This is a genomic window from Bacillus sp. WP8 (assembly GCF_000800825.1).
In the GTDB taxonomy this organism is placed as follows: domain Bacteria; phylum Bacillota; class Bacilli; order Bacillales; family Bacillaceae; genus Bacillus; species Bacillus safensis.
The window spans coordinates 969,046-985,283 of sequence record NZ_CP010075.1; the positions used below are offsets into that span (position 1 = coordinate 969,046).

Sequence of the window (16,238 nt, forward strand, 5' to 3'; positions counted from 1 at the left end):
ACATAAGTTCTGGTCTTATCATATCAAATTTTTGCTGTTTTTCCTTCTTTACTATATGGAACGAGGGAGAGCTGTATGTAATGGAACATGGCTTGTGGTGAGAAAGCATCGTGTATAAAAGGTGAAAAGTTGCAGGAATATCCCAAGCTCTTATTGAGTAAATCTGAACTACATCATTTTTTCTTCGATCAATTTTGTCCAAATCGTCAGCGTTCGTCAAAATATTAGTGCTTTCGTCATGTTGACTGAAAATTCTGATGTTTTATAATGATGAAAAGGAGGCGAGATGATTGGGTAAAGGGAGAATTAGAGTGGAAGAACGTATTAAGGCCGAAACGGATGCTGAAATGTTTAAAGCGACTCTCCTTGATCAGGCTCAGAAGAAAAAGTAGTTTGCTGCCCGTCGATATGTCTCTAGCCAAAATTTCATATTTGAACATCATGCCTCGGGATTATTCCCGAGGCTTTTTATGTAGAGGTCAGACATTTAAGAGAGGACATGAACGAAGGTTATATTATAAACTAGAGAGGATTGTTTTAAAGGAGAGAGACAGACATGTTTACACAAAAATGGATGGATACATATTTTACAGTAGATATTGCGATCCAAATTGGAATCAGCCTTTGTATTTTATTGCTGTTTTTATTGCTTCGGAAAGTATTTACGAAGTATTTATTTCAACTTCTGTTTAGGCTGACAAATCGGTCGAAGACGGAGGTCATTAACCAAATTGTTGTGGCATTTGAAAAACCAGCCAGGCTGTTTTTCGTGGCACTTGGTTTATATTTTGCGTTAAGACAGGCGCCATACTTTGAGCATCATATGGATGTCATCATTAAATTGTATAGATCCTCCATTATTTTGATGCTGACGTGGGGACTTTGTAATTTAACCGCAGCATCTTCCTTCTTATTTCAAAAGGTCAATTCGAAATTTGAATTAGAAATGGATGATATTTTAGCACCGTTTTTATCAAAGGTACTTCGTTTCATTATTATCGCACTAAGTATTAGTATCATTGCACAAGAATTTAATTATGATGTCAATGGACTTGTGGCAGGTCTTGGTTTAGGTGGTCTAGCCTTTGCGCTGGCTGCGCAGGATACAGTGGCTAACTTTTTTGGAGGGATTGTCATCATTACAGAGAAGCCTTTTACGATGGGCGACTTTGTGGAGACACCAAGTGTTCTTGGGACTGTTGAAGATATTACATTTCGAAGCACAAAGTTTCGAACACCTGCTGAAGCCGTTGTGACCGTTCCGAATTCTACGCTTTCTAAGGAGCCGATCACAAACTGGACGAGAATGAATAAACGTCAGATTACGTTTTCTGTTCGCGTTTCCTACAATACACCAAAGGAAAACATTGATCAGTGTATTAAGCGTCTCAAACAGATGCTTCACGAGCATGATGGTGTGCATAAGGAGACGATTATGGTGAATCTCGATGTATTGGCAGACAGCTATTTGAACTTGTTTTTCAACTTTTACACAAATACGACAGCTTGGTCTGAAAACCTTGATATTAAGCAGGACATTAACTATCGCATCATAGATATTTTCCACGAAGAAGGTGTAGAATTTGCTTTCCCTGGACAGACCATTTATATGAAACAAAAAGGCGAGAAACAGCTGGGTGAATAAAGGAGGAATGGTACGTGGATCAAAAAAAGGTGGAAGCGCTAAGAGAGAGAATATCGCAGGCTTCACATATCACAGTACTCTCAGGTGCAGGTATGAGTACAGAATCGGGTATTCCTGATTTTAGATCAACGGGTGGATTGTGGACGGAAGATACTTCTCGCATGGAGGCGATGAGCCGGTCCTACTTTTTATCAAATCCTCATCAATTTTGGCCGAAATTTAAGGAATTGTTTCAGATGAAAATGAGCGGGGAATACGAGCCAAATAGCGGGCACATCTTTTTAGCCAGCCTTGAGCAACAAGGGAAGCATGTGGATATTTTTACCCAAAATATTGATGGTCTTCATAAAAAGGCGGGAAGCCAGCACGTATATGAACTCCATGGTTCCATTCAAACGGCTACTTGTCCAACATGCCAGGCGGTATATGATTTGCCTTATTTGTTAAAAGAAGAGGTGCCGGTCTGTCAAAAGGTTTCCTCTGATGGCAGTACGTGCGGACGTGTGCTAAAAACAGATGTTGTTCTTTTTGGAGATATGGTCAAACATTTAGACCAAGTGGAGACATCACTTCAGAAAACGGACATGCTCCTCGTCATGGGGACTTCCCTAGAAGTAGCGCCAGCAAGATATATTCCAGAAGACGCAGCCCATGATCCTTCCATCTTCATGGTGATGATGAATTTAAGTGAAACAGAATTCGATCCGCTTTTTGATCTTGTCTTTCATGAGCGAATTGGCGATCTCGTGAAAGCTTTATAAATCATGAAAAACCCGCATCCAACAGGTGCCGATTTTTGACTTTTCATATTGAATACACGACAAAAAGAAAAGCTCCCTATTTTCGTAGGGGGCTTTTTACTGCATGAATTGATAGGTTGATGCAATGCGGTTTCTTTGGTCATGCGTCCACGAGTCGATTATTCTGCTAGTTGTTTTCTAAAATGATTAGTAGCTATCATACCTTACTTATCTAACTGCTATTGAAGGTAATATAATCTTATCAACAATTTTCTCAATGTAACTCTTACTTATTGGTTGATCAATTAATATGATACGATGTGAAAATAATCCAAGAATCGTATCAACTAATATGCTTCCCTTTTCCTCTAATGTCTCAGTGCCTAAAAAAGGTTGCACGATCGTTTCAATTGCTTTTTGTAAGTTCAAAATAAATTCTCTATATAAATCCTTATTCTTTATGCTTGCATGAGGGAGGGCTGCAAAAAGGATCGTCGTAAAATACTCATGTCGTTTATTACCCCTTACAAAGCTATGGCATAGCAAATTAACTAATTGTTCTCTAAGGGGTAATTCAGCCCCTTCTATCGGCAAAGAAATAGAACCGTTTTTAAAGGGATCAATTCGTTTTACTGCCTCCAAGACAAGTTCTTCTTTTGAACTCCATCTTCGATAAATAGCAGCTTTACTTACTTTAGCTTCTTTCGCTATTTTATCCATGGTCAAATTTAAGAAGCCAATGTCAGTTAATATGTTCAGTGTCGTTTCCAATATGAGATCATTCTTATCCGGATCTATCGGCCGGCCTCGCTCTTTGGCTTTCATACATTCTCTATCCATTCTGAAAACTCCTTTTTCTTTATTATGCACTACAACTATTTGAACACAAAAAAGTTTTTTAGTAAATACGGTACCATTAAGTACCGTATTTGTGTTATAATCATTTTCGGAACTTATGAGTTTCGAAAATGATTATAGGAGACTTCTCTATTTTTTCATTTATACACACTAATGAAAGATGAGAGGGAAGAAGAAAGGGAGATTTTATTTGAGTACAAACACAAATGTCTCGGCGCCTGAAGTTACAGGTAAAGAGTATAAAGTTATTCCAATTTTTGCTGCATTTTTAATCAGTGCTTTTATTGGACTTTTTAGTGAAACAGCTTTAAATATTGCATTAAATACATTAATTGATGTTTTCCATACTAATGCGACTACGATTCAATGGTTAACAACTGGATATCTATTAACATTAGGTATTTTGGTTCCTGTTTCAGGACTTTTACAACAATGGTTTACCACAAGACAATTATTTATTACTTCTTTAGTTTTTTCTATTATTGGCACCGTTATTGCTGCAATGGCTCCTAGTTTTGAAGTGCTAATGGTGGCTCGTATTTTCCAAGCGATAGGTACTGCATTAATATTACCTTTAATGTTTAATACGATTTTGATTATTATTCCTCCAAAAAAACGTGGTGGGGCAATGGGGATGATTGGGCTAGTGATTATGTTCGCGCCAGCTGTTGGCCCTACGTTTTCCGGATTAATTCTCGAAGATTTAACCTGGCACTGGATTTTTTGGATTTGTTTACCCTTTTTAATTATAGGATTACTAGCAGGTATTTTTTATATGGAGAACGTTTCCGAATTAACAAAACCGAAGATTGATATTTTATCCATTGTATTATCAACAATCGGTTTTGGTAGTACGGTATTTGGATTTAGTAGTGCTGGAGAAGGACCAGAAGGATGGGGAAGCCCAAAAGTAATAGGATTGCTAATTATTGGAGTGATCGCATTAATCTTATTCTGCTGGCGCCAACTAAAAATGGAACAGCCTATGATAAATTTACGTGCTTTCCAATATCCAATGTTTACCCTAGGTGTTGTACTTGTATTCGTTTGTTTTATGCTTATTATGTCGTCGATGTTACTTTTACCAATGTACTTACAAGCAGGTTTGACGCTTTCCGCATTTGTGGCCGGTCTTACTCTACTTCCAGGTGGAATCATCAACGGCTTGATGTCTCCTGTTATTGGTAAATTATTTGATCGCTTTGGCCCCAAATGGCTTGTCATTCCTGGGTTTTTAATAACTATTATTGTAGTATGGTTTTTATCCAATGTTACGACAACAACTACGTTAACAGTGATGGTTCTACTTCATATCTCCTTGATGATTGGGATTGCCTTGATTATGATGCCAGCTCAAACAAACGGATTGAATCAGCTGCCTAAGAAATATTATCCTAGTGGAACAGCTATCATGAATACCCTTCAACAAATAGCTGGTGCGATTGGAACAGCCGTTTCAGTAAGTATTATGTCTTCGGGGCAGCAAGCATACTTAGCAGCTACCAAAGACCCTACAAATCCAATACACATCCCTGAAGCCATCACGGCAGGAATTCAGAACGGCTTTATATTTGTATTATTTATTGTAGTTCTCGCATTAATCTATGCATTCTTTATAAAACGTGTAGACATTAATTAAATAAAAATACAAGAACCAAAAAGAAAAACTCCTTATGTAAGATAGGGAGTTTTTCTTTTTGGTGTGTACATTCATTCTAATGTATTTGCCATTTAAGAATTTTCAGTAGTTCAATTAATTATTCATTTATTATTTCATTCGTATCTGAGATTACGATAGAAGAAACTGCTTGTCTAATAGTAAACGCTATAGTATAACCCTAGATATCCTTTATTATAGTGAAATTTTAGAAACAATAAAGTACAGGATTTATCTAAACTACTAGTGTGTTTTATTAAATTTTCGAGCTTCATTTTGGTTTGCTGACATCTCGAAAATTGGGTAGTCATAAGCTCTCATAGCTTTTTCATATTGAGAAATCGCTTTATATACATCAGCTTTCTGTTTATGAACAGTTACAATTTGCTCTGCTAAAATACGAGCATCTCGCAAAGCTAAATTTGCACCAGCTCCGAAGCTTGGTGGCATAGCATGGATGGCATCACCAATCAATGTAACACGACTAGTCTCCCAAGGATCTATTGGTTCTATTGCACGAACGGAAAGCGCTGCTACAGTATGAGGGTCAATGCGTTCAACGAGACCTCGTAAAATAGGATGCCAATCTTTTGTTAAATCAACCATCATCTGATGAAGTTTCAGAGGAGATTCTCTGTCTGATGCACTTAAGTATTGTGGAATTCCCAGTGTAATCATGACATAATCATCAACAGACTCAATAGTAGATTTAGGTGCTAGTTCCTTAGCAGCTTCGTCTACTGTACGTCTTGGCTCAAACGGTCCAATTGCCATAATTGTGTCATTTGAATCTGCCGCCATGATGAAACCATCAAATAAGATGTCTGGTAATGTCTGTCTGATCTCTTTGGTAAGAGGAGATTTAGAATAAATTGCTCTAGCATTTGTATCTATTGGTTGGACGTGAGGCATAAGCTGATAGCGAACAGCTGAATTGATGCCATCTGCTGCTACTAATATGTCCCCTTTGGCAACCGTACCGTCAGCTAAAAATAATGTTACTCCTTGTTTATCCTGTTCAAATCCTGTAACAACTGAGTTGAAATGAACATGTTTTTCAATGCCACTCAGTAAAATTTGGCATAATGTTTTTCGATTTACAGCTGTATGGGGAAATTTTTCATCGTTTGGAGCTCCAATATGTGGACGAACACCTATTTCATTCATTTGTTCATCTATTAATACAGCCATTTCACGACGTGGATTTTTTCTTGACGTCTGTACATACAACTCATACAAATTTTCCGGAAGAGCAGCACGAAGCGATTCGCCACCATCCATATTCATATGCAAGCGATATCCATTTTTAGATACTTCATCTTCGCGCTCATATATGGAAAAGCTAATGCCTGCTTTCTTTAAGTGCTGCCCTAGACACAACCCTCCAATACCGCCGCCTGCAATTAATACGTGTAAATCTGACATTACATATTCCTCCTAAATAATATTAAAACAACACTTTGTATGTTAAAATTCAAAGTGTTAGTTTATATTATCTAATTAAGTTGCTATCCAACAACCATTAATTTTCCATAAAATGTGGTTTAAACAACATTTTTTACAATTATTGTCGTTTAAATTTTTAAAATAATTCAAAAGTAGGAGTTCAATGAGAAATGAAAAAGTTAGATCGACGTGTTTTGAAAACGAGAAGAGCCATTATTTCTGCATACCTTTCTTTACTAGAAGAAAAGAATATGCACGCTATATCTGTTATTGATATTACAGAAAGAGCAGATATAAACCGCGCTACATTTTATGCTCATTATAAAGATAAACAGCACTTACAAGAACGGAGCATCAAAGAAATATTAGATGACTTGGAAAAAGCCATTGCAAATAAGCCTTCGGGAGAGAAAACAACAGAATTTAGCTTAACAATGCTTCAAAATATCTTTGAACGAATGTTTGAAAACATCTATACCCATAGTAAATTTTATAACATCATGCTCGGAGAATATGGTCCTTCTGTATTTGCTAAGAAGTTAGAAGGGATTATTAGAAAACATACTCGAAAAGGTTTGGAGGTTGTTAAAGCAGATGACATTGATTCATCTGTTTCTCAAGATATTTACTTAAGCTATATGACATCAGCCCAACTAGGAGTTATTCATTATTGGAGAGAAAATCAGTTTAAAGATTCACCTGCTTTTATGGCTCAGCAACTTCTTCAATTGTATAAGATAGGAATGACTATTAAGGATTAAATAGGAAGGGGTTAAGGGAATACGTTATGAATTTAAACAGATTTGTAGATTTATATATAAACTTTCTTTTTATTTTTTTAAGAAGACAGATGATCAACCTTAAAGATGTGGTTTATTTTCCCTACAATTAGTAGTGAAGCAAGGTATGATAGCGAAAACAACTAACAGATTAAATCGACTCTTGGACGGACACCACAGATGCCGTATTGCATCAACCTGCGTGATAATTCATGCAGCAAAAAAGCCCCCTTTGAAAATAGGAGGCTTTTCTTTTGATCTTCTTGTTTCATCAATTCAATTTAGAAGGTTAACACAGTGACAGAAAAAGTAACTAGACTTACTAAACCACCTGTTAACATTGGTTTTATTGGTCACATTGATCATGGGAAAACCACTTATTGCTGCAGCGGCTTCATTGTTTCATCAAGGACTTCAAATGTATAGCCCTTCGCCTTTAGCTGCGTGATTAAGCTGCTTAAGTATTTTGCTGTTGCCGGCTGATCATGCATTAAGATGATTTTTGGTTCTTTTGGATATTTTGTTTCCAGCACTTGTAGCTGATTTAATACCTCTGGTACATATTTTGAGCTTTTATATTTCCAGTCCAGACTGTCAATGGTCCAGTCCCAGTAGACAAAGCCTTTTTGTTTTAAACGTGCTTTTTGCTGATCGGTTAAATTGGGGGTGCTGCCATAAGGTGTTCTTACAAGATGGGTATACTCACCTGTGACAGAAGCCAAAATGCGCTGATCTTCCTTCATCTCGTTAACAGGAGAATCACTTTTTTGATAAAAGCGTTTCACATCATGGGTAATACCATGAAGCCCTAATTGATGTCCTTCTTGATGGAGTCTTTTCACAGCTGCCGGGTGTTCTTTAATCTGCGGCCCGAGCATAAAGAATGTAGCCTTCACTTTTTGCGCTTTTAGCACATCTAACAGCTGATTTGAAGTCGCTGATGGACCATCATCAAAGGTTAAAAAGATTGTTTGATCCGTTACATGTTTATTAGAATCGATCTTAAAATGTGCATCTAATGTTTTCCTAGAAGCATCTTTTGCTTTCATACTAGTGCTTGTGTCCCTAAATTGACTGCTCGCAGACAATTTCGCCGGCTGATCTGCTGCCTGCATATTGGTTTTGGACATATCCCAAATAAAAAAGAGGATCAGTGTCAGAATGACAAAACCAATCGCCTTTGAGAGCAGCATTGTGTTTGAAGGTGTCTGTTTTTTTTTAACCCGTTGCATTACAATCGCTCCAATAAATCAAAAATTTGTGTCGAATCATGTAGTAGATTCTGTCTTTTTTCGCTGTTTTTTGTCATGTTTATATGGTGTCAGTATACAGGAAAAAAGAGCCTATGAATATAGAAGATGCTAAAAAATTGGAATCTTTTTGGTTATGAATCTATATTTGTTACAATAGAAAGTTATCCATTTTATATGATGTGAAATAATTCTGAATAATCATTGAAACGTACTCATTTATCCGCTAAGATAGCATCAGATTCAACCATTATTGCAAAGCGAAGGGGAGATTCCATATGAAAGTATTGTACAATGGAGATTTCGTTGAAAAAAAGGATGCACATGTTGATATTGAGGACAGAGGCTATCAATTTGGGGACGGAGTCTATGAAGTCATCCGTGTATACGATGGTACTTTGTTTACGTTAAAGGAGCATACAGAGCGTCTGTTCAAGAGTGCAAAGGAAATTGGTATTCATCTGCAAGGTACAGTATCTGATATGGAAGAAAAGTTAAAACAGCTCGTCGCTCACAATCAATTAACAGATGGCGGTGTATATATTCAAGTCACGCGGGGTGTCGCCCCTCGTAAACATCAATATAGTAATACTCTTATTCCTCAAATCACGGCATATACGTTCCAGGTGAAAAAGCCTGTTCAAGAGCAGAAAGCTGGTGCAAAGGCCATATTATCTGAGGATCTTCGCTGGTTAAGATGTGATATCAAAAGCTTAAACCTTTTATATAACATCATGGAAAAGCAGAAAGCATCTGAAGCTGGTGCGTTTGAAGCAATCCTGATAAGAGACGGCTTTGTGACCGAGGGAACCTCCTCGAATGTATATGCCGTGATTGATGGCGTGATTCGCACTCACCCTGCAAACAATCTCATTTTAAACGGCATTACCCGTAGAAAGCTGTTAGAAGTATGTGAGGAAGAAGGGTATAGTGTTGAAGAGACTCGTATAAGTAAAGAAGAACTGCTGCGCGCGCAGGAAATTTTCATCAGCTCGACGACGGCTGAAGTCATTCCGATTGTTGAAATAGATGGCGAGCCAGTAGGGAAAGGCGTTCCAGGCGAGCTGACAAAGCGCGTACAGGAAGGCTTCCAGCAAAAAATTAAACATGAAAGTGAAGCATCGATCTCTTCATAAATAAAAAAGGCTGTAAACATTCGTTTACAGCCTTTTGTGATGCATTTATTTCACAATAAGCACAGGTATATCTGATTTTGCTGATAACTTTTCACTCACACTGCCAAATAGCATTTTTTTCAATCTGCTTTGGTCACGTGCTCCCATGACGATGAGGTCTGCTGATATTTCCTCAGCATATTCGATAATCGCTTCTGCTGGTTCTCCCTCCACGATTTCAATGGCAGCCTCAAACTGCTCCTCATTTAAAAGCATTCGTGCTTCTGCGACGACCTCTTCTGTATGGTCTTCAAAAATCAAGGGACTTTGCTGTTCATCATGAGGCACATACACAGGGGGTGTTTGAAGATCTGCCATACCGCCGCCGATATAAGCTCCGCCAGTCATTGGGCGCGGTGCATCAAACACCTGTCTGCCTGTTTTGCCATCATGGGCATAGGCAACGGTCAGCTTGGCATGCAAGGTTTTGGCTAAAGCGATTGCCTTTTTTAATGCTTTCTTACTGTCTTCATGTCCATCAAATGCAACGACCATCCGATCAGCTTGAAACAATGTCCTCATTCCTTTCAAAAGGAGTCTTTACACTCATGGTATACCCGTTAATAGAAAAAGATACACATAAGAGAGATTGATTTTTGTTAGAAAATTTCATTTATTGAAAAATATTTATTGACAAAATGGTGACAGCCACTATAAGATAAAAAAAGATTCAAGAGCCAAAAGGAGGAAATGTCATGTGCAACATTGGAAGAATGAAATCAAACTGCATGAATGGGTTGATTCACGTGACAATTACACCTTCATTGGTCATTGAAAAGGAACTCGTATGTTCCAATTGATCGGATGAATCAAGGCGTATGTTGCGTATTTGTCAACATGCGCCTTTTTACATGACGAAAAGAGGCGTACCAGCTAGCTAGCCGGTGGCCTCTTTTTTTGTTGTATTCATTTCGCATTCCGAAATAAAGGGATGGAAAACAACAAGTAAATGAAGAGGAGTGAAAGCATGTGAACATGCCAAAATCAAGACAAATGATAAAAGCCCAAAAAACGAAACAAGGTGACTTGCAGGAAAATTTAGAAAGCGGCTAGCTTGAAAAGGAGAGACAAACATGTTTTCAGTATTTGCGAAATTAGGCTGGTTCTTTAAACAAGAGTGGAGGCGTTATACAATCGCTATTACGCTTTTGCTCATTGTGAATGTGCTTGAAATGCTGCCGCCAAGATACCTTGGCCAGGCAGTGGATGACATTCGTTCTGGTCAATTTACAACATCCAGTATTTTGTTTTATGTGACCATTTTTTGCTTACTCGGTGTCGTCGTCTATACACTTACATATTTTTGGATGTATCAGTTATTTGGGGGCGCAAATGTCATGGAGCGTGTGATGCGCGGGAAACTGATGCGCCACTTGCTGAAGATGACACCGACCTTTTATGAAAAGAAAAAAACCGGTAACTTAATGGCATTAGGAACAAACGATTTGAATGCTGTTGCCTTAACGACAGGCTTTGGCGTTCTGACCTTGGTTGATTCCACTGCTTATATGCTGATGATCTTCTTTACAATGGGTCTGACAATTAGCTGGAAATTAACCTTAATGGCGATTATCCCTATGCCGCTGATGGCGCTCTTAATTGCGTTTTATGGCAGCAAAATCCATGAGCGCTTTACTGTCGCTCAGGATGCATTTGGTGATATGAACGATCGTGTTCTTGAATCAGTGGCAGGCGTTCGAGTCATTCGGTCTTTTGTACAGGAGAAACAAGATGTCGAACGCTTTCGCGAAATGACAGATGATGTATTCCAAAAAAACATGCGAGTGGCGATCATTGATTCCTTGTTTGAACCGACAGTGAAATTACTTGTGGGGATCAGCTACTTAATCGGAATCGGCTACGGAGCCTATCTCGTATTCCAAAGTGATTTAACCATTGGGGAGCTTGTTGCATTTAACGTCTATCTTGGCATGATGATCTGGCCAATGTTTGCGATCGGCGAATTGATTAATATTATGCAACGAGGAAATGCGTCGTTAGACCGGTTGAATCATACACTCAGCTACAAGCCGGACGTAACAAACGCTGCTCAGCCGAAAACGTTACAAGAGCCTGGAGATATTGAGTTTGATCACGTGACATTCAGGTATCCAACTTCACCTAAAGATAATCTCATTGATGTGTCCTTTACCGTTCGAAAAGGGCAGACGATTGGGATTACAGGCAAAACGGGAAGCGGCAAAACGACCATTGTCAAACAGCTTCTGCGCCAGTACCCGGCAGGTGATGGGCAAATATTGCTATCAGGTGTTCCAATCCAAGACATTGAATTAGATCAGTTATTTCAATGGATCGGATACGTACCTCAGGATCATATTCTTTTCTCAAAAAGTGTCGAACAGAATATGCGCTTTGGTCATCGGGACGCGAAACAAGATGAGTTAGCACAAGCAATCAAAGATGCTTACTTTGAAAAGGATCTACGCCTTCTGCCAGAAGGTTTGGAGACCATGGTTGGGGAAAAAGGTGTTGCGCTGTCAGGCGGACAAAAACAGCGAATATCCATTGCACGTGCTTTATTAATTGATCCAGACATTTTAATTTTGGATGATTCATTGTCTGCGGTAGATGCAAAAACAGAAACCGCTATCCTAGAAAATCTAAGACAAAACCGTCATGGCAAAACGACGTTTATTACGACTCATCGCCTATCAGCTGTTGAACATGCGGATCTCATTCTTGTCATGGAAGAAGGACGCATTGTCCAAAAAGGCACTCACAACGAGCTCATCCAGCAGGATGGGTGGTACAAAGAACAATTTTTGCGTCAGCAGCTGACAAATCAGCTGGAAGGAGGGGATGAGGCATGACAACAGGAAGAAGACTCCTTGCCTACGCACTCCTATATAAGAAAGTACTGTCTGTTGCCTTAATCTTTCTAATGATTGCAGTTGGTGCTGAGCTGACAGGACCGTTTATTGGGAAGAAAATGATTGATGATCATATTTTAGGTGTAGAAAAACCGTATGTCGAGGTCAATGAAAAGACAGATAAAACCGTTTATTACCAGGGAAATAACTATATACGAAGCGATCGATTAAACAATGGACTGGATTCTGGAAAGCAAATCAATGTGGTGCAAGTCGGATTCGGCTACTATTTTGTGAATGAGCCGATTCGTTTTGATGGAAACAGAAAGATATCGGGAGATCAGCTCACCATTGATAATGGGAAAGAGCGTGAGACCTATGAGGTACAGCGCTTATCAAAAGAAGAGATTTTTGCTTTTTATCAGCCAGAAATCAGTGGTTTGGTGCAGCTTGTTCTATTTTATCTAGGGCTGCTCATCGTTGCGATTTTCTTTCAGTATGGGCAGCATTACTTGCTCCAGAGGATTGCAAATCGAATTATTCAAAAAATGAGGGTAGACGTCTTTGAGCACATCCAAACGCTGCCGATCCGATATTTTGATAATTTACCGGCTGGAAAGGTTGTCGCGAGAATCACCAATGACACGGAAACCATTCGTGACCTATATGTCACAGTCCTTGCTAATTTTGTGACGAGTGCCATTTACATGATTGGGATTTACATTGCCATGTTTTTATTAAATGTGAAGCTGGCACTCATTTGTTTGGTTGCAGTACCGATTATTTTCCTATGGTCGATGACTTACAGAAAGTTTGCATCCGTGTACAATCACCGAATTCGTTCGATCATCAGTGAAATCAATGCCAAGTTAAATGAAGCCATTCAAGGGATGACCATTATTCAAGCGTTTCGTCATGAAAAAGCGACGAAAGAGGAATTTGATGAGCTGAACAACAATCACTTTCGGTATCAGCGAAAGATGCTGCATTTAAATTCACTTCTTTCACATAACTTGGTTAACCTACTGCGAAATTTAGCATATGTGGCGCTCATTTGGTATTTTGGCGGTGCGTCATTAAGTGCGACAGGCATTGTGTCCATTGGTGTGCTCTATGCGTTTGTCGATTATTTAAATCGATTGTTTCAGCCGATCACAGGTATTGTGAATCAATTCTCTAGGTTGGAATTAGCAAGGGTTTCATCGGAAAGGGTGTTCCGATTATTAGATGAACCCGGTACAGAGGTGGAAGAACCTGTTCAGAAGAAGCTGGAGGGACACGTTCAGTTCAAAGATGTCACCTTTGCTTATAATGAAGGGAAAAATGTCTTAAAGAACATTACGTTTGAAGCTAAGAAAGGTCAAACGGTTGCACTTGTGGGGCATACTGGTTCTGGGAAAAGCTCGATCATGAACTTGCTGCTGCGTTTTTATGACATTCAGCAAGGAGACATTCTCATAGATGGCGAAAGCATTTATGATCAGTCGCGTCAAACGCTGCGTAAACAAATGGGCATTGTGCTGCAAGATCCGTATTTATTTTCGGGAACGATTGCCTCCAATGTCAGCTTAGGAAATGAAGACATCAAAAGAGAAACCATTGAATCCTCATTAAAGCAAGTAGGCGCAGCAGAGTTATTGAAGCATCTGCCGCAAGGCTTTGATGAACCAGTCGTTGAAAAGGGAAGCACCCTTTCCTCAGGGGAACGTCAGTTGATTTCATTTGCGCGCGCATTAGCGTACGATCCAGCGATTTTAATTTTAGATGAAGCCACCGCCAACATTGATACAGAAACAGAAGCGATCATTCAGCGGGCGCTTGATGTAGTCAAAGAAGGACGAACGACTTTTGTGATTGCTCACCGATTATCCACGATTAAGAAAGCCGATATGATCTTGGTGTTAGAAAAAGGTGAAATCGTCGAGCGTGGCAGTCATGAACAACTCATGCAGCAAGAAGGGCTGTATGCGCAAATGTATGAACTGCAAAAAGGCGCTGTTGCAAACAGTTGATGAAATTATAAATAGAGAAAGCCTCTTTCAATTGAAAGAGGCTTTAAAAATGAAATTTAAGTAACATTACTATTATCAGTGGAATATATCGTTCTAACTTTAAATTTAATATAAATATAATCGTAAAGTATCGTAAATATGGTTTATTAATGTATTTTTATCCATGTTTTATAGGATTTTTAAGATAGGTATATATTGTTTTCTCTCTTTTGTGATATTATATTACTTGTATCGTCATAAAAAGAGGAGGTTAGAGAATGGAGAGAAATGAAGTATTTTTTAGAAATGTCATCTTAATTGTGGTAGTAACTTTAATTATTTCTGGATTCAGTGGAATTACATTATCTGCATCGGCAACTGAACAGAAGGGGAAATTAGTAGAAGAAAAAACTAATTTATCATCGGAAATTCATTCATTTAAGACCGCCAAACAGACTGGAGAAGTTCATGCTCTAGGTAATATTGATTCATCAGAATATGCTGCTAGGGTTACTGTGAATTTTAATCAAGCTTTAAATATGGAAGCTGCTCAACGTAATGTTTATAAAAAAGCATTTCAAAAAAAAGATTATAGTAACTTAAAAGATGCATTAGGCGCAAGTTCAACAATACTTGGGTTATTATTTATTGCTAATACACCTACTGGTGTAGTTACTGGAGTGACGGGTTTACTTGCTACAATAGCTCCTAGTGCGCAAGCAGAACTAGATAAGCTAGTGAAAAATGGTTATTTTGAGATGGGTGAATTAAAAGAATTCTTACACAAAAATAAAAAGTATGATTTAATTGATGTTCAACTTCCTTTTATTGAATACAAAGTAAAAGGGAAAAGAATTAGATTTGTTACCGGAAAAGGTGTAATCAAACGAGTTCATTCAAAATCTGGTTGGGTCGCTCTCTGATTTATAATCAGAATTATTTGAATGATCAAAAAAGTCGAGGTGACACCTCGACTTTTTAATAAATATAAATTTTCCAAGATGGGCTCGTCCATCAATAAGCGATGCCGACGCGTTGATGCACAAATTCCTTCGAATTTAACTGCTGATATAAAAAGTGTGCGGTATCTTCAACTGAAATTTTCTTTCCATCTATAGGGAGAAAATCTTTCTCATAGCGATATGACCGTGTCACTTCTCCATCTGGTAAATAGGTTGGACAAATAATGGTCCAATCTAGATCAGTTGATTGAAGGATTTCAAACGCTTTCGCATGCTCTTTAGCTGCTCGGGAAGTAGTCCGCTTTGATTCATTTGTTTCAAAACGGTAAAGCTCCGGCTGCTGCCTTGCTTTTAAAATACCTGCTGTACCAATTGTAATAATTCTAGATGTATTTGTTTGCTTCATGGCTTGTACGATATGCTCCATTGAAACAGATAATGTATCATCACCATCTGTTGATAGACAGCTCACAACAATATCTGCTCCTTTCATTGTCTCAAGCACATCTTCTCGATTTCTTGAATTGCCGGTGACTTGAAACATACCCGCAAGCATTTCTTCTCGGTTTGTCCGAATCAATGAACGAACCATGTAACGATCATCTACTTGAACGAAACGAAGAAATGCTTGTCCTACACGTCCATGAGCACCGAAAAGAGCTATTTTCATCTGTTCGATCCCTCCACTACATACTATAAGTGAAAAGAACCCAAAATGGTACAACTTTTATGTGATGCTTTTTTTATAAAGGTGAAAGGACCGAATACTATGACCATATTCACATAATAGAGAGATCCCTACAAATTGTAAAAGTTCAAAATTCATACCAGAAATAATGTCCATGAAGATCCGCTCCTTTCTACTACATGATATGAGCTGAAAGGAGTTTGGTGAGGGATAAAA

Annotated in this window: 14 protein-coding genes; 9 read left to right on the forward strand and 5 right to left on the reverse strand. The window is 38.4% G+C overall.

The features are described from left to right. Positions 1-290: 290 nt before the first annotated feature. The 3 genes from QR42_RS19220 (at position 291) to QR42_RS04740 (ending at position 2,406) form a co-directional block, all read left to right on the forward strand. Positions 291-392, forward strand: coding sequence for a YhdX family protein (locus QR42_RS19220; protein ID WP_017360338.1), 102 nt, complete (start codon positions 291-293; stop codon positions 390-392). 164 nt (positions 393-556) lie between these two features. Next, positions 557-1,645, forward strand: a complete 1,089-nt coding sequence (locus tag QR42_RS04735) for a mechanosensitive ion channel family protein (RefSeq protein WP_039177507.1) — start codon at positions 557-559, stop codon at positions 1,643-1,645. Between the two features lie 29 nt (positions 1,646-1,674). Next, entirely contained in the window at positions 1,675-2,406 is a 732-nt protein-coding gene (locus tag QR42_RS04740; RefSeq protein WP_039183039.1) for an NAD-dependent protein deacylase, read from the forward strand. A 207-nt stretch (positions 2,407-2,613) separates the two neighbouring features. On the opposite strand, the gene QR42_RS18710 is transcribed toward QR42_RS04740, so the two are convergent. After that, a complete protein-coding gene (locus QR42_RS18710; protein ID WP_052196516.1) occupies positions 2,614-3,225 on the reverse strand; it encodes a TetR/AcrR family transcriptional regulator in 612 nt (203 codons plus the stop codon). A 208-nt stretch (positions 3,226-3,433) separates the two neighbouring features. On the opposite strand from QR42_RS18710, the gene QR42_RS04750 reads away from it, so the two are divergent. Then, on the forward strand, positions 3,434-4,882 hold the full coding sequence (locus QR42_RS04750) for a DHA2 family efflux MFS transporter permease subunit (protein WP_039177509.1): 1,449 nt from the start codon (positions 3,434-3,436) through the stop codon (positions 4,880-4,882). Between the two features lie 261 nt (positions 4,883-5,143). Here the strand turns inward: QR42_RS04750 and QR42_RS04755 are convergent, their stop codons facing one another. Further along, positions 5,144-6,325 (reverse strand): FAD-dependent oxidoreductase, encoded by a 1,182-nt coding sequence (locus QR42_RS04755; protein WP_039177511.1) that lies wholly within the window; start codon positions 6,323-6,325, stop codon positions 5,144-5,146. A 191-nt stretch (positions 6,326-6,516) separates the two neighbouring features. Between QR42_RS04755 and QR42_RS04760 the strand changes: the two genes are divergently transcribed. After that, positions 6,517-7,107, forward strand: a complete 591-nt coding sequence (locus tag QR42_RS04760; RefSeq protein ID WP_039177513.1) for a TetR/AcrR family transcriptional regulator — start codon at positions 6,517-6,519, stop codon at positions 7,105-7,107. 395 nt (positions 7,108-7,502) lie between these two features. Here QR42_RS04760 and QR42_RS04765 read toward each other — a convergent pair whose 3' ends face one another. Then, positions 7,503-8,357 (reverse strand): polysaccharide deacetylase family protein, encoded by an 855-nt coding sequence (locus tag QR42_RS04765; protein ID WP_039177516.1) that lies wholly within the window; start codon positions 8,355-8,357, stop codon positions 7,503-7,505. A 296-nt stretch (positions 8,358-8,653) separates the two neighbouring features. Here QR42_RS04765 and dat point away from each other — a divergent pair, with 296 nt between their 5' ends. Beyond that, on the forward strand, positions 8,654-9,511 hold the full coding sequence (gene dat, locus QR42_RS04770) for a D-amino-acid transaminase (RefSeq protein ID WP_039177518.1): 858 nt from the start codon (positions 8,654-8,656) through the stop codon (positions 9,509-9,511). Positions 9,512-9,556: 45 nt separating this feature from the next. On the opposite strand, the gene QR42_RS04775 is transcribed toward dat, so the two are convergent. Then, a complete protein-coding gene (locus tag QR42_RS04775) occupies positions 9,557-10,063 on the reverse strand; it encodes a universal stress protein (protein ID WP_039177520.1) in 507 nt (168 codons plus the stop codon). Positions 10,064-10,623: 560 nt separating this feature from the next. Between QR42_RS04775 and QR42_RS04780 the strand changes: the two genes are divergently transcribed. The 3 genes from QR42_RS04780 (at position 10,624) to QR42_RS04790 (ending at position 15,295) form a co-directional block, all read left to right on the forward strand. Next, a complete protein-coding gene (locus QR42_RS04780; RefSeq protein ID WP_039177521.1) occupies positions 10,624-12,381 on the forward strand; it encodes a multidrug ABC transporter ATP-binding protein BmrC in 1,758 nt (585 codons plus the stop codon). Continuing rightward, complete coding sequence (locus tag QR42_RS04785; protein ID WP_039177523.1) at positions 12,378-14,393, forward strand: ABC transporter ATP-binding protein; 2,016 nt, start codon at positions 12,378-12,380, stop codon at positions 14,391-14,393. The genes QR42_RS04780 and QR42_RS04785 overlap by 4 nt, the downstream gene beginning before the upstream one ends. Before the next feature lie 257 nt (positions 14,394-14,650). Beyond that, positions 14,651-15,295 carry a hypothetical protein gene (locus QR42_RS04790; RefSeq protein ID WP_039177525.1) on the forward strand — a complete coding sequence of 215 codons (645 nt, stop codon included), beginning with the start codon at positions 14,651-14,653 and terminating at the stop codon, positions 15,293-15,295. A 91-nt stretch (positions 15,296-15,386) separates the two neighbouring features. Here the strand turns inward: QR42_RS04790 and QR42_RS04795 are convergent, their stop codons facing one another. Beyond that, on the reverse strand, positions 15,387-16,004 hold the full coding sequence (locus tag QR42_RS04795) for an NAD(P)-dependent oxidoreductase (RefSeq protein WP_039177527.1): 618 nt from the start codon (positions 16,002-16,004) through the stop codon (positions 15,387-15,389). Positions 16,005-16,238 lie beyond the last annotated feature (234 nt).